19 protein-coding genes are annotated in these 22,041 nt (G+C 41.0%); 11 read left to right on the top strand and 8 right to left on the bottom strand.

Annotated elements, in window-relative coordinates:
• Positions 1-1,014 (bottom strand): DNA-processing protein DprA, encoded by a 1,014-nt coding sequence (gene dprA, locus FPK91_RS13670; RefSeq protein ID WP_144211766.1) that lies wholly within the window; start codon positions 1,012-1,014, stop codon positions 1-3.
• Positions 1,015-1,097: 83 nt separating this feature from the next.
• A complete protein-coding gene (locus tag FPK91_RS13665) occupies positions 1,098-2,192 on the bottom strand; it encodes a LysM peptidoglycan-binding domain-containing protein (RefSeq protein WP_144211765.1) in 1,095 nt (364 codons plus the stop codon).
• Positions 2,193-2,328: 136 nt separating this feature from the next.
• Here FPK91_RS13665 and def point away from each other — a divergent pair, with 136 nt between their 5' ends.
• From def to FPK91_RS13640, 5 genes are read left to right on the top strand one after another with little or no spacing between them, the layout of a single operon-like run.
• A complete protein-coding gene (def, locus tag FPK91_RS13660; RefSeq protein WP_144211764.1) occupies positions 2,329-2,841 on the top strand; it encodes a peptide deformylase in 513 nt (170 codons plus the stop codon).
• Positions 2,842-2,849: 8 nt separating this feature from the next.
• Complete coding sequence (fmt, locus tag FPK91_RS13655) at positions 2,850-3,848, top strand: methionyl-tRNA formyltransferase (protein WP_144211763.1); 999 nt, start codon at positions 2,850-2,852, stop codon at positions 3,846-3,848.
• Entirely contained in the window at positions 3,848-5,131 is a 1,284-nt protein-coding gene (gene rsmB / locus FPK91_RS13650) for a 16S rRNA (cytosine(967)-C(5))-methyltransferase RsmB (protein ID WP_144211762.1), read from the top strand. The genes fmt and rsmB overlap by 1 nt, the downstream gene beginning before the upstream one ends.
• 30 nt (positions 5,132-5,161) lie before the next feature.
• Positions 5,162-6,571, top strand: coding sequence for a Trk system potassium transporter TrkA (gene trkA / locus FPK91_RS13645; RefSeq protein WP_144211761.1), 1,410 nt, complete (start codon positions 5,162-5,164; stop codon positions 6,569-6,571).
• A 7-nt stretch (positions 6,572-6,578) separates the two neighbouring features.
• Positions 6,579-8,021 (top strand): TrkH family potassium uptake protein, encoded by a 1,443-nt coding sequence (locus FPK91_RS13640; protein ID WP_144211760.1) that lies wholly within the window; start codon positions 6,579-6,581, stop codon positions 8,019-8,021.
• 142 nt (positions 8,022-8,163) lie between these two features.
• Here the strand turns inward: FPK91_RS13640 and hemG (FPK91_RS13635) are convergent, their stop codons facing one another.
• Positions 8,164-8,718, bottom strand: a complete 555-nt coding sequence (gene hemG, locus FPK91_RS13635) for a menaquinone-dependent protoporphyrinogen IX dehydrogenase (RefSeq protein ID WP_144211759.1) — start codon at positions 8,716-8,718, stop codon at positions 8,164-8,166.
• Positions 8,719-8,889: 171 nt separating this feature from the next.
• Between hemG (FPK91_RS13635) and FPK91_RS13630 the strand changes: the two genes are divergently transcribed.
• Positions 8,890-9,198, top strand: a complete 309-nt coding sequence (locus tag FPK91_RS13630) for an ArsR/SmtB family transcription factor (protein WP_144211758.1) — start codon at positions 8,890-8,892, stop codon at positions 9,196-9,198.
• Positions 9,199-9,254: 56 nt separating this feature from the next.
• Here FPK91_RS13630 and hemG (FPK91_RS13625) read toward each other — a convergent pair whose 3' ends face one another.
• The 4 genes from hemG (FPK91_RS13625) to pepQ form a co-directional block, all read right to left on the bottom strand.
• Positions 9,255-9,782 carry a menaquinone-dependent protoporphyrinogen IX dehydrogenase gene (hemG, locus tag FPK91_RS13625; RefSeq protein WP_144211757.1) on the bottom strand — a complete coding sequence of 176 codons (528 nt, stop codon included), beginning with the start codon at positions 9,780-9,782 and terminating at the stop codon, positions 9,255-9,257.
• Positions 9,783-9,855: 73 nt separating this feature from the next.
• Positions 9,856-11,313 carry a TrkH family potassium uptake protein gene (locus tag FPK91_RS13620; RefSeq protein ID WP_144211756.1) on the bottom strand — a complete coding sequence of 486 codons (1,458 nt, stop codon included), beginning with the start codon at positions 11,311-11,313 and terminating at the stop codon, positions 9,856-9,858.
• Between the two features lie 153 nt (positions 11,314-11,466).
• Entirely contained in the window at positions 11,467-12,081 is a 615-nt protein-coding gene (locus tag FPK91_RS13615; RefSeq protein WP_144211755.1) for a YigZ family protein, read from the bottom strand.
• The gene (gene pepQ / locus FPK91_RS13610; RefSeq protein ID WP_144211754.1) at positions 12,074-13,396 is read right to left on the bottom strand and encodes a Xaa-Pro dipeptidase; all 1,323 of its coding nucleotides are present in this window, start codon (positions 13,394-13,396) and stop codon (positions 12,074-12,076) included. The genes FPK91_RS13615 and pepQ overlap by 8 nt, the downstream gene beginning before the upstream one ends.
• A gap of 245 nt (positions 13,397-13,641) precedes the next feature.
• Between pepQ and fadB the strand changes: the two genes are divergently transcribed.
• From fadB to FPK91_RS13585, 5 genes are all read left to right on the top strand, one after another.
• Positions 13,642-15,792: a fatty acid oxidation complex subunit alpha FadB gene (gene fadB / locus FPK91_RS13605; protein ID WP_144211753.1), complete on the top strand. Its 2,151-nt coding sequence runs from the start codon at positions 13,642-13,644 to the stop codon at positions 15,790-15,792.
• Between the two features lie 22 nt (positions 15,793-15,814).
• Positions 15,815-16,984, top strand: coding sequence for an acetyl-CoA C-acyltransferase FadA (fadA, locus tag FPK91_RS13600; RefSeq protein WP_144211752.1), 1,170 nt, complete (start codon positions 15,815-15,817; stop codon positions 16,982-16,984).
• Positions 16,985-17,199: 215 nt separating this feature from the next.
• Positions 17,200-17,445 carry a sulfurtransferase TusA gene (gene tusA, locus FPK91_RS13595; RefSeq protein ID WP_144211751.1) on the top strand — a complete coding sequence of 82 codons (246 nt, stop codon included), beginning with the start codon at positions 17,200-17,202 and terminating at the stop codon, positions 17,443-17,445.
• Positions 17,446-17,447: 2 nt separating this feature from the next.
• Entirely contained in the window at positions 17,448-17,894 is a 447-nt protein-coding gene (locus FPK91_RS13590; protein ID WP_144211750.1) for an MOSC domain-containing protein, read from the top strand.
• A gap of 279 nt (positions 17,895-18,173) precedes the next feature.
• Entirely contained in the window at positions 18,174-21,374 is a 3,201-nt protein-coding gene (locus FPK91_RS13585) for an amidohydrolase family protein (protein WP_144211749.1), read from the top strand.
• Between the two features lie 101 nt (positions 21,375-21,475).
• On the opposite strand, the gene FPK91_RS13580 is transcribed toward FPK91_RS13585, so the two are convergent.
• Positions 21,476-22,036: a DNA-3-methyladenine glycosylase I gene (locus FPK91_RS13580; RefSeq protein WP_144211748.1), complete on the bottom strand. Its 561-nt coding sequence runs from the start codon at positions 22,034-22,036 to the stop codon at positions 21,476-21,478.
• Positions 22,037-22,041 lie beyond the last annotated feature (5 nt).

Raw genomic sequence — 22,041 nt, 5'->3', positions numbered from 1 at the left:
TTATCTCCTCTCTAGTCTGACGTAACCACCAGGCACTTGTGCCACCTGGCCCTGTAATTCAAGTTCAAGCATTTCAACTAACACCAGATCTATCGATTTTCCACTATGCTCGACTACGGAATCTACACTCGTAGTCTCATAACCTACACTAGCTAACAGCGCAGAAAATGGCAAACTTGTTGTATTATCTTCTATATGGTGACGATTAGCGACATCTTCAAGGTGATAGCTTGTCATTGTGGACAATTCTTCAACAACATCAGTAGCACATTCCACCAATTTAGCGCCATTTTTTAACAAATCATGACAACCTTGGTTATAACCACCAATAACAGAACCTGGTACAGCAAACACCTCTCGGTTTTGCTCCATAGCTAATCGTGCACTAATGAGCGAACCGCTTTTGCGTGTTGCTTCTACAACGATAGTGCCAAGAGACAAGCCACTTATTATACGATTACGCTTGGGGAAGTTGCCAGAATATGGGCCAATCTGGGGCCAAAACTCGCTAATAACACAACCTTGTTGCTGAATTTGATGATACAAATTGCTATGTCGTTTAGGGTAAATACAATCAACACCTGTGCCTAATACCGCGATTGTGACACCGTTATTCCCCAAGGCAGCCTTATGTGCTGCACCATCAATACCTGCAGCCATTCCACTAGTAATAGAAAATCCAAGTTCAACTAACTCAGCGGCTAAAAGATTCGCCATATTTAAGCCGCCCATAGAAGCATTGCGGCTACCGACCATGCCAATGGAAGGGAGCAATAAGGTTTCAAGTTGCCCTTTGATAAATAATACTGGCGGAGGATCGGATATTTGTTTCAATAAGGTAGGATATTCAGGGTCTGACAAAGTCACAATATGATGTTGCGGGGATTGGTTGAGCCACTCAATGGCCAAATCAACTTTATCAAAATCAATTTGGCATTGAGACAGCAGCTTTGCCGACAAGGGCAAAGACTGCTTTTCAAACTCTAGACGTTGTCGTAACTCCTCAACATCCATGTGAGTTAATAATTGTTGAATCCGAGCGGGTCCTAGCCCGGATACTGCACAAACAACTAGCCAGTCGACCAGTTTGTTACAAATTACTCGCCTCTTAAATCTGTCGTTTTAGGTGTCACTAATTTATCGTCTAGTCTTACCGGACGTTCATTAGCAATAATGATACCCATACTAGTTTTATCGAAAACTTTGAATACCATTAATTTACCTTTATAAATATCAGGCATCTTCAGTGCTTCATCATCTGAAATCGTCGCTTTCAATCTATCATAGGCGTTACGGTCAATGGTCGATACAGGCTTTCCGTCGCTATTAATGACAATGGTTTCACCATCGCGATAAATAGCAAATACATGTCCGGTTTCAATACCGTCTTGAGCACCTTTATCTAGATAAACAATATCCAACTTGCCCACTTCGCGAACATCTTTCTCGATTGCTATAACGTTTGCTATTGTAGTTTCTGGTGATGCTTTAGGGATAAAGTAAGCTGACATCAATGCTTCATCTTCCACTGGCGCAACTCTATAACCCGCTTTTGACTCACGAAGACTACTTAGCAATTCAACTTTAGAAATTTCACCTGACTCAGTAACGCGGCCACTGGCTGTCAAAATAATCTCTTGGCCAAGCACTTCGCTATTTTCTTTATCAATGAACTCACGACCTTCTAAGTACACTGCGAGTTTTTCACCGACGGGTAAATTAGCATTAATGTAAACCACATTACCAACTACATGATGTCGGGATGTACTTTCACCAGCAAGAATCATTGGTAAGCTTTCAACCCATTCAGGATCGACAATTCTATTATGTACCAAATAAGGTTGGATGAGTGAAAGGTCAATGGCCGGGATCGGTCCACCTTTGTCACTAATACGCCCCTCTGGGCCTTTCTTGATATGTTGTTTTAGCACCAAGCGCGGTTGCCCATCGATAAACACCAATGTCAGTCTATCGCCTGGATAAATAAGGTGTGGATTCGCAATCTGAGGATTAGCCCCCCATAATTTAGGCCAACGCCACGGATCCTTTAAGAAGAATGCAGAGATATCCCATAAGGTATCCCCTTTCTTAACAATGTAAGAATCAGGGTGGCCAGACTTTAATGTTAATGTATCAGCATTAATAAAAGTGGTAGTAAGTGTCAAAAACGCGAGTAAAAGTATCCGTTTCATGGTTCATTCCATGTGTTTAGCTCTTTAATTAGAGCTTTTGCTGTTATTGATAGTCAGTAAGGATTAAAATTAACCTATTGAGAATGCCAGTATAGCTAACTGGCTGAAATTTGACAGAGTTGTTAAGAGTTTATATATGCCATTACTAAAAGTTTTACGTTTCCCAGATGAAAGATTACGCACAGTAGCTAAGCCTGTCACCGATTTCGGCGAGGTTTTGCAAAAACAAATTGATAACATGATTGAAACAATGCGCGAAGAAAATGGCATTGGATTGGCTGCTACTCAGGTAGATTTCCACCAGCAGTTAATTGTGTTGGATTTACAAGATGAAGTAGAAAGACCGATTATTTTCATTAACCCTGAGATTGTCACTAAAAGTGGCGAATTCACTAATGAAGAAGGTTGCCTATCAGTTCCGGGCGTTTACGCTAAAGTTGATAGAGCTGAATTTGTTACCCTTAAAGCGCTAGATCGTGATGGTAAAGAGTTCACTGTCGAAGCTGATGAGTTATTCGCTATCTGTCTTCAACACGAAATGGATCATTTACAAGGCAAGCTATTCGTCGATTACTTGTCAAAAATGAAACGTGACCGTATCAAGAAAAAGCTTGAGAAAGAAGCCCGTTTAGAAGCAAAAGAAGCATAGGACTCCATTTGAAACCGTTAAATATTATCTTTGCTGGCACGCCAGACTTTGCCGCTTTGCATCTGCAAGCTCTTATTCACTCAGACCACAACGTGGTTGCTGTTTACTCGCAACCAGACAGACCTGCAGGTCGTGGTAAAAAGCTTCAAGCAAGTCCGGTAAAACAACTCGCTGTTGCTAACGATATTCCTGTATATCAACCACCATCATTGCGTAAAGAAGATGCTCAAGCTGAACTTGCAGCACTAGATGCCGATATTATGGTGGTTGTGGCTTACGGGTTAATCCTGCCAAAGATAGTATTAGACACGCCTAAGCTTGGTTGTATTAATGTCCACGGTTCCATTTTGCCTCGTTGGCGTGGTGCAGCACCAATCCAACGTGCACTTTGGGCTGGTGATTCTGAAACGGGCGTTACCATTATGCAAATGGATATCGGTTTAGATACCGGAGACATGTTGCTTAAAACAGCGCTTAAAATTGAAGATACCGATACTTCAGCGACGCTTTATTCCAAACTAGCCGAACAAGGGCCTCCTGCGTTAATCGAAGCACTAGAAGGGTTAAGTAACGGTACTTTGGCGGCAGAAAAACAAGATGAGTCTTTAGCTAATTATGCTGAGAAGTTATCAAAAGAAGAAGCAAAAATCGATTGGACTAAACCTGCTAAACAATTATGGCAAGAAATTCGTGCTTTTAATCCCTGGCCAGCAAGTCACTTTGAGCTCCAAGGTAATACCATCAAAGTATGGCAAGCCAGCTACAGTGATGATATTGAAGCGAGTGATGTAAATAGCACCAATACAGAACCTGGTACCGTGTTAGAAAGCAATAAGCAGGGCATAACTGTCGCCACTGGAGCTGGTCAATTGCAACTGCAAGCCATGCAACTACCTGGAAAGAAACAAATGCCTGTCGCTGATATTCTCAATTCACGCGCAGACTGGTTTGCCCAAGGGGTGAACTTTAACCCAGTCGCTAAAGAAGATAATGAGGCACAGTCATAATGAATGTTAGAGCCCTAGCAGCAAAAGCGATTTTCAATGTACTTGAAAAAGGCGTGTCGCTTTCAGTTGCCCTACCGGATCAGCAACAACATCTCGAAAATGGTAAAGATAAAGCCCTCTTAGCAGAGCTTTGTTATGGCGTAATGCGCCAACTACCACAATTAGATAAATGTGTCAGCGACTGCCTAAGCAAACCTTTTAAAAGCAAGCAGCGTATATTGCACCAATTATTATTGGTAGGTTGTTACCAACTGTATTTCACTCGAATTCCTGCACATGCAGCCATTTCAGAAACCGCAGAAGCTTGCAGACAAATGAAGTTTGATGGTTTGGTTAAAGTGGTTAATGGTGTATTGCGTACCATTCAACGTAAAGATGCAGCGCTCAATACCGATAGCGACACGCTTAAATACAATACGCCAGCATGGTTTATTAAACGCCTCAAATCGGCCTACCCAGCTCAATGGCAACAGGTTATTGAGCAAAGCCACGAACGCCCTCCTATGTGGCTGCGCAACAATCAAATATCACAAAACCGTGATCAGTACTTAGCACAGCTTGCTGAACAAGACGTTGAAGCCAGTGCCGGCGAGAGTGATGATGCGATTTTACTAGCCAGTCCAACAGATGTGATGCGATTGCCCGGTTTTGCTGAAGGCGCTTCCTCAGTACAAGATGGCGCAGCGCAATGGGCTGCGACACTATTGGCACCTGAAGGTAACGAACTCGTTCTTGATGCGTGTGCGGCTCCCGGCGGAAAGACTTGTCATTTAATTGAAAGTGCGCCGAACATCAATGTAGTAGCGGTTGATTTTGATGAAAAACGCTTAGAGCGTGTGCAACAAAATCTAGACAGATTGCAATTAAAAGCGCAAGTTATTCATGGAGATGCTGCCGATATTGATAGCTGGTGGCAAGGCGAAAAATTTGACCGTATTTTATTAGATGCTCCTTGTTCAGCAACTGGCGTTATTCGTCGTCACCCTGATATTAAATGGTTACGTAAAAATAGCGATATTGATGAACTGGCTTTACTGCAACAACAAATAATTGATCATTGTTGGAAATGGCTAAAACCCGGCGGCACGATACTTTACGCAACCTGTTCTATTTTGCCAGAAGAAAATAGCCAACAAATCGAGCAATTTTTACAAAGAACAAGCGATGCGACATTAGTCCCTATTGCACAGCAATCATCACCCGAGGATATAGGTTGGCAATTGCTACCTGGTCAAAACAATTGTGATGGCTTTTATTACGCTCGTTTAGTTAAAGCGCTTTAAGCGCTTTATAGCAGGGATATCCGCACAGCAATGAAAATTATTATTTTAGGCGCAGGACAAGTTGGTGGCACACTCGCCGAGAACCTCGTCGGTGAAAATAACGATATTACTCTTGTCGATAATGATCGAGCCCGCGTTAAGTACTTACAAGATAAGTTCGATTTACAAACGGTTATCGGCCATGGTGCGCACCCAAGTACCTTGAAAAAGGCGGGTGCCGAAGATGCTGACATGTTGATTGCGGTAACCAATAGTGATGAATGTAATATGGCAGCTTGTCATATTGCGTACAGCTTATTTGGTACCCCGACCAAAATTGCGCGTATCCGCTCTGAAGCTTACCTTGAGCAACAAGACAAATTATTCATCAATACCGAAGTAAAAAACAGTGACACCAAATTACGTGGTGGCTTTGTTATTGATGAATTAATTGCACCAGAACAACTGGTTACAGCTTATATTGAACGCTTAGTACAATATCCTGGCGCACTGCAAGTATTAGAGTTCGCCAAAGGTAAATTAAGCTTAGTAGCCATTAAAGCCTATTATGGCGGTCCATTAGTGGGTAATGCATTAGCAACGCTACGTGAACACATGCCCAATATTGATACCCGGGTCGCTGCAATTTTCCGCAAAGGTAAAGCTATCATGCCTCGCGGTACCACTATTATCGAAGCGGATGACGAAGTCTTTTTCGTCGCCGATACTCGTCACGTTCGCGCTGTTATGAGTGAAATGCAAAAGCTTGATAATTCATACCGTAATATCATGATTGCTGGTGGCGGTAACATTGGTTATGGCTTAGCAAAAAGATTACAAAAAAAGCACTCGGTTAAATTGATTGAACACAATTTAGAGCGAGCAGAAAGCCTTTCTGAAAAACTTGAAAACTGCACCGTCTTTAACGGTGATGCATCAGATCAAGAATTACTCTTAGAAGAACACATCGACCAAACAGATGTGTTTATTGCTGTTACTAATGATGACGAAGCCAACATTATGTCGGCATTGCTTGCAAAAAGAATGGGCGCCAAGAAAGTGATGGTGCTGATTCAACGTGAAGCCTATGTCGATATTGTTCAAGAAGCCAATATTGATATCGCCATTTCGCCACAGCAAACCACCATTTCAGCATTGTTAACCCATATTCGCCAAGGCGATATCTGTAATGTTTATTCATTACGTCGTGGGGCGGCTGAAGCGATTGAAGCGATTGCTCATGGAAGTTCTTCGACCTCGAAAGTGGTTGGCAAGAAAATTAGTGATATCAAGTTACCACCTGGCACAACCATTGGTGCCATTGTCAGAAATGACGAAGTTATTATGGGACACGACAAAACAGTCATCGAAGAAGGAGATCATGTGATTCTATTCTTGGTAAATAAAAAGTTCATTGGCGATGTAGAAAAGTTGTTCCAACCGAGCGCGTTTTTCTTCTAATCCTCATATGCTTAATTTAAAGCAGCTGTTATTTGTCGTTGGCATCTTTTTGTCAATTCTCACAGGCTTCATGCTTGTGCCAATGGCTTTTGCGCTGTTTTATCAAGAAGAAACTATTGGCGACTTTATGATGTCCGGGTTATTTAGTGGCTTAGTCGCCATTCTATGTATCCAAGCCGGCCACAGTAAAAACGTCAGCCTTAATACCCGCGATATGTTCTTTTTAACCAGCATTACTTGGTTAATTGTCAGCTTATTTGCCGCCCTGCCTTTCACCCTTTATCACGGCATCGATTACACTGATGCATTCTTTGAAACCATGTCTGGCATTACGACCACAGGTTCAACTGTCCTTTCTGGTTTAGATGACATGGACCACAGCATATTAATCTGGCGTTCGTTATTACAGTGGTTAGGTGGTATTGGCTTTATTGTTATGGCTGTAGCTATTCTGCCTTTTCTCAATGTCGGTGGTATGAGACTGTTTCGCACCGAGTCATCAGACTGGAGTGATAAAACAACTCCTAGAACTCAACACATGGCCAAATATTTATTTGAGGTCTATGTTGCTCTCACCGTGTTATGTGGCCTTGCCTATCACCTTTCAGGAATGCATTGGTTTGAAGCCATCAACCATGCTATGACCACTATTTCAACGGGCGGTTACTCTACGTCAGACAGTTCTATGTCAGCTTTTACACCTGCTGCCCATTGGGTTGGTATCGTCTTTATGGCAGCTGGTGGATTACCACTATTAATGTTTGTTCAAAGTATTCAACAAAAAAACATACAGGTTTGGAATGATGAGCAAGTAAAAGGCTTTATCAAATTCATTATTTTTGTTTCAGTAAGCCTTGGGATCTGGTTATGGCTCAAGTCAGATATGGCCTTTTTAGATGCGATTCGCCTATCTAGCTTTAATGTCATTTCGGTGGTCACTACCACAGGCTATGGATTAACGGATTATCAAGCTTGGGGCGCTTTCGCGAGTTTGAGCTTCTTATTTTTAATGTTTGTAGGCAGTTGCTCTGGCTCAACTTCTGGCGGGATTAAAATATTTCGATTTCAAATTTCTCTGAAAGTCATGCATCAGCAATTGACTCAGCAAATTCACCCACAGGCTATGGTGAGCAAGCGTTATAATAATCGCATCATTGATGATGGCATTATTCGCTCAATAATGGCCTTCATCATGCTATTTCTTATTGTGATTTTATTACTCGCTGTGACCTTAGTATTAACAGGGCTAGATCCTGTTACCAGTATTACTGGCGCTATCACCGCAGTCACAAATGTAGGGCCAGGACTTGGGCCGATTATTGGTCCAGCAGGAAACTTCTCAAGCTTACCGGATACAGCAAAGTGGGCATTAGCATTTGGGATGCTACTAGGACGATTAGAGATCATAACTGTCGCAGTACTGTTCGCTCCAAGATTCTGGAAGTACTAACTTTGAGATACTCGTTTTGAAGTATTAGCTTTAAAAAGTACTGGGGCGGGGAATATTTAGATAGGCAAGTGTTAGCATTGAAAATGATAGTTCTTCGAAAGCATCATTAATATTTGCTTTCGAAGACACAAGTGATAGCAGATTACTTAGCTACTGGCAGCTCAGTCAGACTCGCAATATGATCAGCATATACTTTCACATCATCCCAATCAGTGTAATCAATAACACTCTTAGGATCTGTTGGACCATCTGTCATTTTCATAATAAAGCGAATGGCTAAGCTGTCATACCAAGTCCAAGAAGGATAATTAACCTTACCAGGAATGATCTTTACATCCTTTGGTTTCCAAGGTGAAAGTTCAAGAAACTTCTGCAAGTATTTATTATTTTCAGGAATGCGTTTTTCAGGCTTACGAGCAACAACGTTGACACAGAAAAAGCTATTTGGCTTACTGCTAAGTTGCTGCTGATAGCGGGTCACAAATTCAAAAACTGACTTATGGTAAGAACCATATAAAACACATGCACCTAATGCGACAGCGTCATAGCTATCCCAGTCAATGTCGGCATGATTATTATCAAGAATATTTACTACATCACATTGATGACCACTGTGAACAATTTGTTCAGCAATAGCACGACTGATCTGCGCGGTATGTCCGCCTCTTGAATAATAAATAACTAATGTTTTGGCCATTTCAATACCGATTGTAGCTCGAATTAACAGTCATTGTGGCAAAAAAACCTACGACAATCGTGTTCTTTGATCACAAATTAGAAATGACTCATATAATTCAATGATAAAATTGAGATCTGAGTAAGCCAGCAGTATGATGAAATAGAGTTTTAAGTCTTAATAGGTAAATAGATGTCTGAAAATATTGATGTAGAATCGATGCTAGGTAATGCTGAAATGGCTGCAAAGTGGCTAAAAGCCATTGCGAATCCATATCGATTAATGATTTTATGTTTGCTACTTGAAAAAGAGCGCAGCGTAACTGAGTTGAATGAAACGGTTCCATTGAGTCAATCCGCATTATCTCAGCACCTTGCTGTGATACGCGCTCAAGACTTGGTAAATACCCGAAAAAGCTCACAAAACGTTTATTACACGTTAAAAAATGCAGAAGTGACCGAGGTAATTTCTATTCTGCATCGTTTGTATTGTGCTGACTAGCATTCTGAAGCTGACTTTATTCGATGTCTATATTCATTAACTCTATTATTGGTTAACTATATTTGACTAAAATCGTTGGCAAATTCATCGACTCTATCCCAGTCGGTAAATTCATAAGTTCCAGTGATATCTGTCGGGCCTTTAGTCATCCACATAATAAAGCGGATCATGACCCGATCTAGGGTACGGTATTTAGGGTAATCAATCTTCCCTGCAAATACGCCTAATAAGTTAGGCTGCCATTGAGATAATTGCAAAAACTTTTGCATATACGGATTGGTTTCTGGGGTATTTTTAAGGGGCTTTCGAGCGACCACATTAACAGTAAAAAATGCACTCTTCATCGAGGATAATACTGTCATATTCTCTTTTATAAATTTATATAACTCAGGGCGGTGTTTGCCATAACGAATGCTGGCACCAATGAGTACTTTATCAAAGTCAGTGAGTGGTAGCGACTTCGCTTCAACTATAGAAACCAAAGTAACAAGTTCCCCAGACTCTTCTAGCGCAAGCTTAAGCTTGTTGCAAATAGACAAAGTTTGGCCATCTACTGTTGAATATATCATGATGCTTTTAAGCATTAATCTTCCTTTGATTTTATTCACTCATCAGCATGCTATGAGAACTCAAGGCTCACTAGAATTAACGAATGAGTTAGTTTTTCCAAAACGTTGGCGTAAATAGAACTAACAAGGTAAACACTTCTAAGCGACCAAATAGCATGGCTAATACCAACACCCATTTAGCACCGTCTGTGATGCTAGCATAATTGCTGGCGACATCACCCAGTCCTGGACCAAGGTTATTAATGCTTGCCGCAGTGGCACTAAAGGCCGTTATCGCATCCATTTCCATCGCCATTAATAACACCATACAAACCACAAACACTAGTGCATAAGCCGAGAAAAACCCCCACACAGCATCAATGACACGGTCAGGTAAAGCAGACTTACCTATTCGAATAGAATACATGGCCTTAGGATGGATCAATCGTTTCATTTCACGTGAGCCCTGCAGCAGTAATAACACAAAACGAATCACTTTCATGCCGCCACCCGTAGAACCTGCGCAGCCACCAATGAAACTTGAAAAAATCAGTAATATAGGTAAAAACAACGGCCATGAATGGAAGCTTTCAGTACCAAAACCTGCTGTTGTTGAAATCGATACCACTTGGAAAAAGGCATAGTCCAAGGTTTGCTCAGGCGAGTCATACAAGCCGGCATTATATAAAGTAGCGAAACAAATAGCCGTTAATGCCACCTGAATACCAATTAAGGCTTTAAATTCAGCATCACGAAAATAGACTTTAAAGTTAATACCACGCCAACTAAACGCCGCGAAATGGAGACTAAAATTAACCGCGGCTATAAGTAAGAATACCGCACAAATAACATTGATTAACGGGCTATCAAAATAACCAATACTGGCATCATGAGTAGAGAAGCCGCCAATGGCAATAGTCGAGAAAGAATGACAAATGGCGTCAAAGGCATTCATCCCTGCGGCATAAAATGCAGTTGCACAGGCCACAGTCAACAATAGATAAATATACCAAAGCGCCTTAGCCGTTTCGGCTATTCGGGGTTTCATCTTACTGTCTTTAACTGGCCCAGGGATTTCAGCCTTATAAAGTTGCATCCCACCAATACCTAGCAAGGGTAAAATGGCTACCGCTAGAACAATGATCCCCATTCCGCCCATCCACTGGAGTAGATGGCGATAAAACAATATTGCTTTGGGTAAATCATCTAGGCCAACAATCACTGTTGCCCCGGTGGTGGTTAATGCTGAAAAGGATTCGAAGAAACTATCAGTCCAACTTAAGTCGGGTGCGGTTGAAAAAATGAATGGCAGCGCACCAATAGAGCCCAGTACAGTCCAAAACATGACAACAATGAGGAAACCTTCGCGGGTACGCAACTCGCCTTTTTGATGACGGTTAGGATACCAAAGCAAAAAGCCTAAAAATAAGCTGACACAAAACGCCTGAATAAATGCCGTACCACCACCATCTTTATAAAAAATGGCAACTAATGCAGGTGGCAACATAGTGATCGAAAATAATCCCATCAGTAGGCCAGTGATTCTAATTATTGTTTTATATTGCACTGTTTATATTTCGCATAGGTTTTAGATTGCACTGACGTTAAATGGCACGAATGCTATAGATCTCATCCAGTAACAACATCATCAAAAATGCGTTATTAACAAATGAGCTTTAAATAGTTATGAGTTTGTATTTTGGCACACTTTGTTAACGCATCAAACGTTAAACTTTGCCTTAAGTTGACCTTGGGTTTGGCTCGCAAGTTCTCGATTAAAATCATCGTGGAAAGCTTTCGCTATTTCAAACTCTATTTGGATAACATCTGTAAATACTTTATTGATGATCACTCCATCAAATTTATTTATCCAATGTTCAATATCATTGAGCTGAGCATAACTGCATTCAAGCTGAGTAGAATAGCGAATATATTTGGTTTTAGTTTCAAGCTCCATTAATCCAGACTTTATACCTGAAGAATAAGCGCGAACTAAACCACCCACTCCTAGCTTAGTGCCGCCGAAATAGCGCACCACAATCGCGGCAATTTCGCCGATATTAGCCCCTTGTAAAGTCGCTAGCATCGGCCGACCAGCACTTCCTGCAGGTTCACCATCATCACTGCTACCAATAGCAATACTATTTTGAGGATCGGACGCCACAAAAGCATAACAATAATGGTTAGCGCCTGGGTATTCTGCCTTTATGTTAGTAAGCGCACACTTCAGCTGTGTTTCACTACTGCAATGAAAAAGCACAGTCGTAAAACGACTATGCTTAATTTCTTCTTCAATCGTTAGTGTTTGATTGGGTATTTCATATTGTTCAGTCAATGAGGCCTAATTCTCGAGTCATGTTTTCATTTCTATCTTGGTGAACAATAACATTATCTTCGATTCGAATACCGCCGAAAGGTCTTAATTCATCTACCTTATCCCAGTTTATTTGTGACTGTCTGTTATCAGCTTTAAGTCCAGCCAATAATGAATCAATAATATAAATACCAGGTTCAATGGTAAAAACTTGATTCGCCGCTATTTCACGGGTGCAACGTAAAAATGGGTGCCCATCAGGTGTTGGGATATGAGTACCACGTTCATCTCGAGAAAAACCGCCCATATCGTGTACTTGTAAACCCAACATGTGACCTAAACCATGAGGGAAGAACACACTGGTAATGCCCTGTTCCACAAGCCCTTGCGCATCACCGGTCACCAAGTTGAAATCCAGCATTAAATTAGCCAATTTGGCATGACAACTTAAATGTAAATCAGTGTATTTAACACCAGGCTTCATCATATCGATGAGTGACAGTTGCAACTTGTTCATTTCAACAATCAGTTCATAGAAGACATTTTTTTCAAATGAATACGTACGCGTAATGTCTGATGCATAACCATTATAGTTTGCCCCAGCATCGATCAAGAAAGATAAACGCGGTGACGGGATTTGATGCTCTAACGCAGTGTAATGCAAAATGGCGGCATTTTGATTAAGCGCAACAATATTGCCATAAGGTACTTCGTTTTCAGTTTGCCCTATCGCGGATAAATATTGCTGCTGGATTTCAAACTCGCTACCACCGTTATAAAAAGCATTTTTAGCCGCTAAATGGCCTTTTACGGCAGTTTGATTAGCGCGGCGTAAACACTCAAGTTCATACAGCGTTTTGTCAGCACGATGATAATGTAGGTAATTCATTACCGACTCTGGATTTCTTCGACTAATACCTAATACTTCGGCAACATCAATATGTTCACCTATATAAGCCCAGTCAGTTAAATTAGAGGGTAATAACTCAGCAACTTGGTCTGCTTTGGTGAGTAATTTAATCTCAAAGTGTTCAGCCCAAAAATCATTCGGCTCATCACTGACTTTGTGCCAGAAATCAACTGGTCGATAAAAAATGAGTTGCGGCTTATCAATACCATTCGCGACAACCCAACAGTTTGGGTTATCAAGTACAGGTAACCAGGCTTTAAACTGCGGGTTTACTTTAAATGGGTAACTTAAATCATCAAGGAATTGACGATGAGCCTGCCCAGAATGAATCACCAGCCCTGCAAGTTGTTCACGCTGAGTAATCTCGGCAACACGACGATTTAATTCTGTAATGTGTGCATGATAAAAATTAGCAAGCTGATCCATTTTCAGTCCCTATGATGATTTTTTTGTTATGAAAGAACCTGTGAAGTGTATCACAAAGGGCAAAATTGACTCTACCAGCTAAATATTTAAACGGACGTTTAAATTGGGTGTTGTAATTTATTTCATTTCGTCGCACACTGTTTGGTAACTGGTCAAATGATGGCCGTCGCTGCTGTGAAACAGAGCTAGATAACAACACAGTAATTGTGATGTAGAAGTCGCTTTTAGCAAAAAGGAAGCAAGCAATGATCTACCAAAGTCCTACGATTCAAGTTGAGTTATTAGAGGATAATATTGCCAAGCTGTGCTTTAACGCACCAGGCTCGGTAAACAAATTCGATAAAGAAACTCTTTCTTCATTAGATGCTGCACTAGAAAGCATTAAACAAAACACCAATATCCAAGGCCTACTTGTTACCTCAGGTAAAAGTACCTTTATTGTTGGCGCTGATATTACAGAATTTTTAGGTTTGTTTGAAAAAGATGATGCCACCTTATTATCTTGGGTCGAAGAAGCCAGCGCAGTATTTGATAAACTTGAAGACCTACCATTCCCTACTGCATCAGCAGTAAACGGGTTTGCATTGGGTGGCGGTTGTGAAGCAATCCTTGCTACTGATTTACGTATAGCAGACACCAATGCACGTATCGGCTTACCAGAAACAAAGCTTGGTTTAATTCCAGGTTTTGGCGGTACTGTTCGTTTACCTCGTATTATTGGTGCAGATAACGCACTTGAGTGGATTACCACAGGTAAAGATCAACGCCCTGAAGCAGCTTTAAAAGTCGGCGCTATTGATGCGGTTGTTGCTCCAGAAAACTTAGAAGCTGCTGCACTGCAAATGCTAAAAGATGCCATTGCAGAAAAGTTAGATTGGCAAGCTCGTCGTGCACGCAAGCTTAATCCGCTTACATTGCCAAAGCTTGAAGCTATGATGTCATTCGCAACAGCGAAAGGCATGGTCTATAAAGTAGCAGGTAAACATTACCCTGCACCGATGATGGCTGTTAGCGTGATCGAACAAGCTGCGACACTTGGTCGAACTGAAGCACTTAAAGTTGAAAACAAAGCTTTCATCAAACTAGCTAAAACTGAAGTTGCCACGGCATTAATTGGCATTTTCTTAAACGACCAGTTTGTTAAAGGAAAAGCTAAGAAAGCCGGTAAATTGGCTAGGAAAGTGGAAACAGCAGCTGTACTCGGCGCTGGCATCATGGGCGGCGGTATCGCTTACCAAAGTGCAAGTAAAGGTACACCGATTGTCATGAAAGACATTGCTCAACCTGCATTAGATTTAGGTCTTGGCGAAGCCGCTAAATTATTGACCGCGCAAGTTAAGCGTGGACGCTCTACTCCAGCTAAAATGGCTGCAGTTTTAAACAACATCACTCCAGCGTTAGATTATGCACCAATTAAAGATGCTGACGTTATCGTTGAAGCTGTAGTTGAGCACCCTAAAGTTAAAGCATCAGTTTTAGCTGAAGTTGAGAATTATGTTGCAGATGATGCCATCATCGCATCAAACACATCGACAATCTCAATCAACTTATTAGCGAAGAGCATGAAGAAACCTGAACGTTTCTGTGGCATGCACTTCTTTAACCCTGTACATAAAATGCCATTAGTTGAAGTCATTCGTGGCGAAAACAGTTCAGAAGAAACCATTGCTTCTGTTGTGGCATATGCCAGCAAAATGGGCAAAACCCCAATCGTTGTTAATGATTGTCCAGGCTTCTTTGTTAACCGCGTATTGTTCCCTTACTTTGCAGGTTTCAGTGGTTTACTTGCTGACGGTGCTGATTTTGCCAAAGTCGATAAGGTAATGGAAAAACAATTCGGTTGGCCAATGGGCCCAGCATACTTACTTGACGTTGTTGGTCTAGATACAGGCCATCACGCACAAGCTGTTATGGCTGAAGGTTTCCCAGACCGCATGGGTAAGAATGGCAAAGATGCTATCGACATCATGTTTGAAAGCGAACGCTTTGGTCAAAAGAATACCAAAGGTTTCTACTCTTACTCTGTTGACCGTCGCGGTAAGCCAAAGAAAGATTTAGATCCAACAAGCTATGAATTGTTAGGTAAAGAATTTGGTGAGCTAAAAGAATTCGAAGCTGATGAAGTTATCGCTCGTTGTATGATCCCGATGATTATTGAAACGGTTCGTTGTTTAGAAGAAGGCATTATTGCTTCTCCTGCTGAAGGCGATATGGGTCTGGTTTACGGTATTGGTTTCCCACCATTTAGAGGCGGCGTATTCCGTTATCTAGATACAATGGGTGTTGCTAACTTTGTTGCACTTGCTGACAAGTTTGCTCACTTAGGTGGTTTATATCAAGTGACTGATGCAATGCGTGAGCTTGCAGCCAATAACGGTACTTACTACCCAGCCTAATTAGCAGTAAAGGAATAACATCATGAAAAACGCTGTAATCGTCGACTGCATTCGTACTCCGATGGGCCGCTCTAAGGCTGGAGTATTTAGAAATGTACGTGCAGAAACTTTATCTGCAGAACTAATGAAATCATTACTATCACGTAACCCAAAGCTAAATCCAAATGACATTGAAGATGTTATCTGGGGTTGTGTGCAACAAACACTTGAGCAAGGTTTCAATATTGCTCGTAATGCTGCACTACTTGCTGGTATTCCAAAATCAGCTGGTGCTGTAACGGTTAACCGCTTATGTGGTTCATCAATGGATGCACTACATCAAGCTACTCGCGCTATTATGACTGGCCAAGGCGATACGTTTATCGTTGGCGGTGTTGAGCACATGGGTCATGTACCAATGAACCACGGTGTAGACTTCCACCCAGGTCTTGCAACAAACGTAGCAAAAGCGTCAGGCATGATGGGCTTAACGGCTGAAATGCTGGGTAAAATGCACGGTATTACTCGTGAACAACAAGATGCTTTCGCTGTACGTTCTCATCAACGTGCCCACGCAGCTACTGTTGAAGGTCGCTTTGATAACGAAATTGTAGCTATCGAAGGCCATGATGCCAATGGCGCACTGATTAAAGTGACTCACGATGAAGTTATCCGTCCAGAAACCTCTTTAGAGTCTTTATCTGGTTTACGTCCAGCATTTGATCCTGCTAACGGAACAGTGACTGCAGGTACCTCTTCAGCACTCTCTGATGGCGCTTCTGCAATGTTAGTCATGGAAGAAGAAAAAGCTAAAGCATTAGGTTTACCTATTCGTGCTCGTATCCGTTCTATGGCGGTTGCTGGTTGTGATGCGGCAATTATGGGTTATGGTCCAGTTCCTGCCACGAAGAAAGCCTTAGCTCGCGCTGGATTAAATATAGATGATATGGACGTGATTGAATTGAATGAAGCATTCGCAGCTCAATCATTACCTTGTGTTAAAGATCTAGGTTTAACCGATGTCGTTGACGAAAAAGTTAACTTGAATGGTGGCGCGATTGCATTAGGTCATCCATTAGGTTGTTCAGGTACCCGTATCTCAACAACACTGATTAACTTGATGGAAGCAAAAGATGCTAAGTATGGCTTAGCCACTATGTGTATTGGTTTAGGCCAAGGCATTGCAACTATCTTTGAGCGCGTTGATAGCTAAATCTAATTTACTATCACAGCTACATTAGTAGAATCTAAATAAAAACCGAGCTATCTAGCTCGGTTTTTTTATCCCTGCTTTAAAGGAATGTTTCACGTGGAACATCTAATATCAATAGCGAATACATCACGCTTTACTAATAAAGCCTACATCAGTATTGCATCAAAGATTAACCAGAGTAAAATTAGCGAAATTGTTGAGTAAGAAGAATTGATATGACTAAAGATTTTACTGCCGCAGACCACCACTTAGATGCGCTTGGTTTACGCTGTCCAGAACCAGTAATGATGATCCGTAAAACCGTGCGTAAAATGGCAGAAGGTGAAAGCCTATTAATTACTGCTGATGACCCGGCAACAACCCGTGATATCCCAAGCTTTTGTGAATTTATGGATCATACTCTTATTGCCAGTGATACCACCAAAACACCCTATCAATATTTGATTAAAAAAGGACTGTAATCATGATTTCGTTACGTGCAATTGCCTATAAGACCGCTAAAAAAGGGCTAATGAAGCCAGTATTCTGTGCCAACGTAACGTTATTAAAAGGTGTTGAAAACGATATTTTTGGTCGTCCAGGTAAACGCCAAGTAACAGTAATGACTGAGCTACAATGGAAATTAGCCTGTAATGAAATCAGCGCTGACTTAGACTGGTTAACTCGAAGAGCGAATATCTTAATTGATGATTATCAATTTAGTGCTGCAGATGTAGGTAAAGTAATTACAATCGGTAATGATGTCAGCTTACTCATTACCGGTGAAACAGACCCTTGCAAGAAAATGGAAATATCACATCCAGGTCTTGAACAGGCATTAACCCCTGATTGGCGCGGCGGCGTCACTTGCAAAGTACTCAGTGAAGGCCTTATCCAAATAGAGGATCTGGTCACTATTTCAAATAAATAGTTATTTTCAAAAATTAAATGTGGCTTACCTTTATTATTAATATGTGAGTCACTATTAATCTCGCTTTCGTACACATTACTCCGAAGTCAGTAAACCTCTCTTTCTACATAGGCACATTCATACATTATCATTCCTCATTGTCATCATTTGAAACAGAATATCTATTTCGTTATTGGCTAAAGTATGCGATAAATATTATCAGTTTTATAACTCGTAAATAACACTGATTAATAAAAAGTGTAACGCGACCAATAACGATAATGACAAAATGGACTGTGCATGTTTACTTCAAAAATAAAACCTCTCTACACCGCTATAGCACTTAGCCTAGCAAGTGTTTCACTTGCAGCTAATGCATCTGATGATGCGTCTAAAGAAACTGAAAAATGGCAAGTTAACGCGCCTGCGAATGCGCCACTAGAAAAACTCTCTATTGATGTCACTGAAGGCACATGGATGAACGTTAGTGTTTCACCAAATGGCGAACATATTATTTTCGATTTACTTGGTGATATATACCAAATACCAATGAAAGGTGGTGATGCCAAAAAACTCGCGTCAGGTATCGCTTGGCAAATGCAGCCGGTCTATAGCCCTGATGGAAAGTATATCGCCTTCACATCAGATGAAGATGGTGGTGATAATATTTGGGTGATGGATGCTGATGGTTCTAACCCTCATCCAGTCACTAGCGAAACCTTCCGTTTGCTCAATAGCCCAGCTTGGAGCCCTGATTCGCAATACCTGGTGGCTCGTAAGCATTTTACTGGTAGCCGTAGTTTAGGCGCTGGTGAAGTTTGGATGTATCACGTTGCAGGTGGTGATGGCGTAAAATTAACAGAGCGACCTAATGAACAAAAAGATCTAGGTGAACCAGCTTATTCACCCGATGGACGCTACATCTATTTCAGTCAAGATTCGACACCGGGTAAGACATTTCATTACTCAAAAGATTCAGTAAAAGGTATTTATAAAATTAAACGCTACGATACACAAACTGGTGATATTGAAGTATTAATTGAAGGTACGGGTGGTGCAATTCGTCCTACGCCTAGCCCTGATGGCACTAAGTTAGCCTATATTAAGCGTGATGGTTTCCAATCTTCATTGTACTTACTGGATTTAAAGTCTGGTTCACAAACGAAACTCTACGGCGATTTAGATCGTGATATGCAAGAAACCTGGGCTATTCATGGTGTATATCCAACCATGTCTTGGACACAAGATAATGAAGAAATCGTTTTTTGGGCCAAAGGTAAAATTAATAAATTAACCCTTGAAGACAAGTCAGTTGAGAATATTCCTTTCAGCGTTAAAACTGAATTGGATGTTCAGCCTTCAGTTAGATTTACACAAAATCTAGATAAAGATATTTTTGATGTAAAAATGCTACGTATGGCTCAGGTTTCACCAAATGGTGAAAAAGTTGTTTTTGAAGCCTTAGGTAAACTTTGGGTTCGAGATATTGAAGATGGCAAACAAAAACGACTAACTCGTCTTGATGATGATATTAATGAGCTATTCCCACAATGGTCTCGGGATGGTAAAAATATCGTCTTTACTACTTGGAATGATCAAGACCAAGGTACTGTAAGTATCGTCAGCGGCAAAGGTGGACGCAGTAAAACATTAACTACTGAACCCGGTAAGTATGTCGAGCCGACCTTCTCTCCTAATGGTAAAACAGTCGTCTACCGTAAAGCAAAAGGCGGTTATGTCACCCCAAGAACTTGGTCACAAGAACCAGGCTTATACAAAGTTGATTTGAAGAGTAAGAGTAACGCCAAGGTTTCTGCTTCTGGTTATCAACCCCAGTTTGGTGCGGACTCATCGCGGGTATTCTTTATGGATCACGGTGAAACTCCAGAGTTATCATCAATAAGCTTGGACGGTTTTGAAAAGCGTACTCATTATACCAGCGAACATGCGACAGAGTTTAGAGTCTCACCTGATGGCGAACAACTGGCTTTTGCAGAAAGATTTAGAGTTTATGTCACCCCTTTTGCTAAACACGGTGAAACAATTAAAATCAGCCCAAAAGCTAAAAACTTACCGGTAACTCAACTAAGTACTCATGCCGGTGAGAGCATTAGCTGGAATAGTAACAATGAAGAACTGTACTGGACTTTAGGTCCTGATCTTTATCAAGCCAAAGTAGACACTAGTTACGGTGAAGCAAATGAAGCAGCTAAACCACAAATAACATCCATTGGTTTCACTAAAAAAGCAGATGTTCCACGTGGAACAGTGGCGTTTGTTGGTGGTAAAATTATTACCATGGAAAATGATAAAGTTATCGATAATGGTGTTGTCATCGTCAAAGATAATAAAATTGTCAGTGTTGGTGATGCAAGCTTAGAAATCCCAAGTGATGCACAAGTTATCGATATTAAAGGTAAAACATTAATGCCTGGCTTATTTGATGCCCATGCTCATGGTAGTCAGGCTGATAGTGAGATAATACCTCAGCAAAACTGGCAGCTATATTCTGGCTTGTCATTAGGTGTTACCGCAATACATGACCCATCAAATGACACCACTGAAATTTTTGCAGCATCAGAACAACAGAAAGCAGGTAATATTGTTGGTCCGCGTATATTCTCAACCGGAACTATTTTATACGGCGCTAATGCACCGGGATATACTTCTCATGTTGATTCACTAGATGATGCAAAGTTTCATTTAGAACGCCTTAAAAAAGTAGGTGCTTTCAGTGTTAAAAGTTATAACCAACCACGTCGTAATCAACGTCAACAAGTGATTCAAGCAGCACGTGAATTGGAAATGATGGTGGTTCCTGAAGGCGGCAGTTTACTGCAACATAACTTGTCGATGATTGCTGATGGACATACAACCATCGAACATTCTTTACCTGCTGGGTCTATCTATAGTGATATCAAACAATTCTGGAGCCAGACCAAAGTTGGTTATACTCCAACACTGGTTGTCGCTTATGGCGGTATCTCGGGTGAGCATTATTGGTACGATAAAACTGACGTATGGGCACATCCTCGTCTATCTATGTACGTCCCTTCAGATATTCTCAATGCGCGCTCAATGAGAAGAACGACTGCACCGGATGAACATTACAATCACTTCAATGTGGCACGGGTTGCCAATGAGCTAAATGATATTGGCATCAAACCCAATATTGGAGCTCATGGTCAACGTGAAGGTTTAGCAGCACATTGGGAAATGTGGATGTTTGCCCAAGGTGGCATGAGTAATATGGATGTGCTTAAAACAGCAACCATAAATCCAGCGACAACTTTTGGCATGGACCATCAACTAGGATCAATTAAAGCCGGCAAATTAGCTGATATTATTGTTATCGATGGTGACCCATTAACTGATATTCGAGTAACTGATAAAATTACTTATACCATGGTCAATGGTAAGTTGTTTAATTCAGAAACCATGAACCAACTTAATAGCGAAGAAATTAAGCGAAAACCATTCTTCTTTGAAAAGATAAAATAACTACAAACTAAGAAAATTTGTTAAGTTTTACTACAAAGTAAGCTAGATAATAAAAAGGGATGTTCCACGTGGAACATCCCTTTTTTAATTTTTGGAATAATTTACTTTCCATAACAAAAACAATCCGTTGTATGGTCATTAATCATCCCAACGGCTTGCATGAATGCATAACAAATTGTCGGGCCAACAAAATTAAACCCAAGCTTTTTAAGTGCTTTAGACATGGCTTCTGATGCTGCTGTTTGTGCTGGTAAATCACCCTTGCTAGAAAAATGATTTACTACAGGCTTACCGCCGACAAAATCCCAAAGAAATACGGAAAAATCATTCCCCTGCTCAACAAAGGCTAGATAGGCTTTGGCATTACGAATGATAGAATTGACCTTCAAACGATTCCTGACTATACCCGGGTTTAATAGTAATTCTTCTACTTTAGCGTCATCGAATGTAGCGATTATCTTAGGATCAAAATCAGCGAACAAAGCTTGGTAATTATGTTGTTTCTTTAAAATGGTAATCCAGGATAAACCTGCCTGTTGGCCATCCAAGCAAAGCTTTTCGAATAACTCTATAGGATCATAAACAGGTCGCCCCCAAACGTTGTCATGATAATCTTGATATATTGGGTCATCACTTACCCAGCCACAGCGTTTATAAACCATTTGAT

It is taken from the genome of Shewanella donghaensis, assembly GCF_007567505.1.
GTDB classification, from domain to species: Bacteria; Pseudomonadota; Gammaproteobacteria; order Enterobacterales; family Shewanellaceae; genus Shewanella; species Shewanella donghaensis.
This window is presented reverse-complemented; position numbering and strand designations above follow the sequence as displayed.

Excerpts from the sequence above, each read along its gene's own strand:
- dprA (WP_144211766.1), bottom strand. The coding sequence starts at position 1,014 with ATGGATGTTGAGGAGTTACGACAACGTCTAGAGTTTGAAAAGCAGTCT.
- FPK91_RS13665 (WP_144211765.1), bottom strand. The coding sequence starts at position 2,192 with ATGAAACGGATACTTTTACTCGCGTTTTTGACACTTACTACCACTTTT.
- def (WP_144211764.1), top strand. The coding sequence starts at position 2,329 with ATGCCATTACTAAAAGTTTTACGTTTCCCAGATGAAAGATTACGCACA.
- rsmB (WP_144211762.1), top strand. The coding sequence starts at position 3,848 with ATGAATGTTAGAGCCCTAGCAGCAAAAGCGATTTTCAATGTACTTGAA.
- trkA (WP_144211761.1), top strand. The coding sequence starts at position 5,162 with ATGAAAATTATTATTTTAGGCGCAGGACAAGTTGGTGGCACACTCGCC.
- FPK91_RS13640 (WP_144211760.1), top strand. The coding sequence starts at position 6,579 with ATGCTTAATTTAAAGCAGCTGTTATTTGTCGTTGGCATCTTTTTGTCA.
- hemG (WP_144211759.1), bottom strand. The coding sequence starts at position 8,718 with ATGGCCAAAACATTAGTTATTTATTATTCAAGAGGCGGACATACCGCG.
- FPK91_RS13630 (WP_144211758.1), top strand. The coding sequence starts at position 8,890 with ATGTCTGAAAATATTGATGTAGAATCGATGCTAGGTAATGCTGAAATG.
- hemG (WP_144211757.1), bottom strand. The coding sequence starts at position 9,782 with ATGCTTAAAAGCATCATGATATATTCAACAGTAGATGGCCAAACTTTG.
- pepQ (WP_144211754.1), bottom strand. The coding sequence starts at position 13,396 with ATGGATCAGCTTGCTAATTTTTATCATGCACACATTACAGAATTAAAT.
- fadB (WP_144211753.1), top strand. The coding sequence starts at position 13,642 with ATGATCTACCAAAGTCCTACGATTCAAGTTGAGTTATTAGAGGATAAT.
- fadA (WP_144211752.1), top strand. The coding sequence starts at position 15,815 with ATGAAAAACGCTGTAATCGTCGACTGCATTCGTACTCCGATGGGCCGC.
- tusA (WP_144211751.1), top strand. The coding sequence starts at position 17,200 with ATGACTAAAGATTTTACTGCCGCAGACCACCACTTAGATGCGCTTGGT.
- FPK91_RS13590 (WP_144211750.1), top strand. The coding sequence starts at position 17,448 with ATGATTTCGTTACGTGCAATTGCCTATAAGACCGCTAAAAAAGGGCTA.
- FPK91_RS13585 (WP_144211749.1), top strand. The coding sequence starts at position 18,174 with ATGTTTACTTCAAAAATAAAACCTCTCTACACCGCTATAGCACTTAGC.
- FPK91_RS13580 (WP_144211748.1), bottom strand. The coding sequence starts at position 22,036 with ATGGTTTATAAACGCTGTGGCTGGGTAAGTGATGACCCAATATATCAA.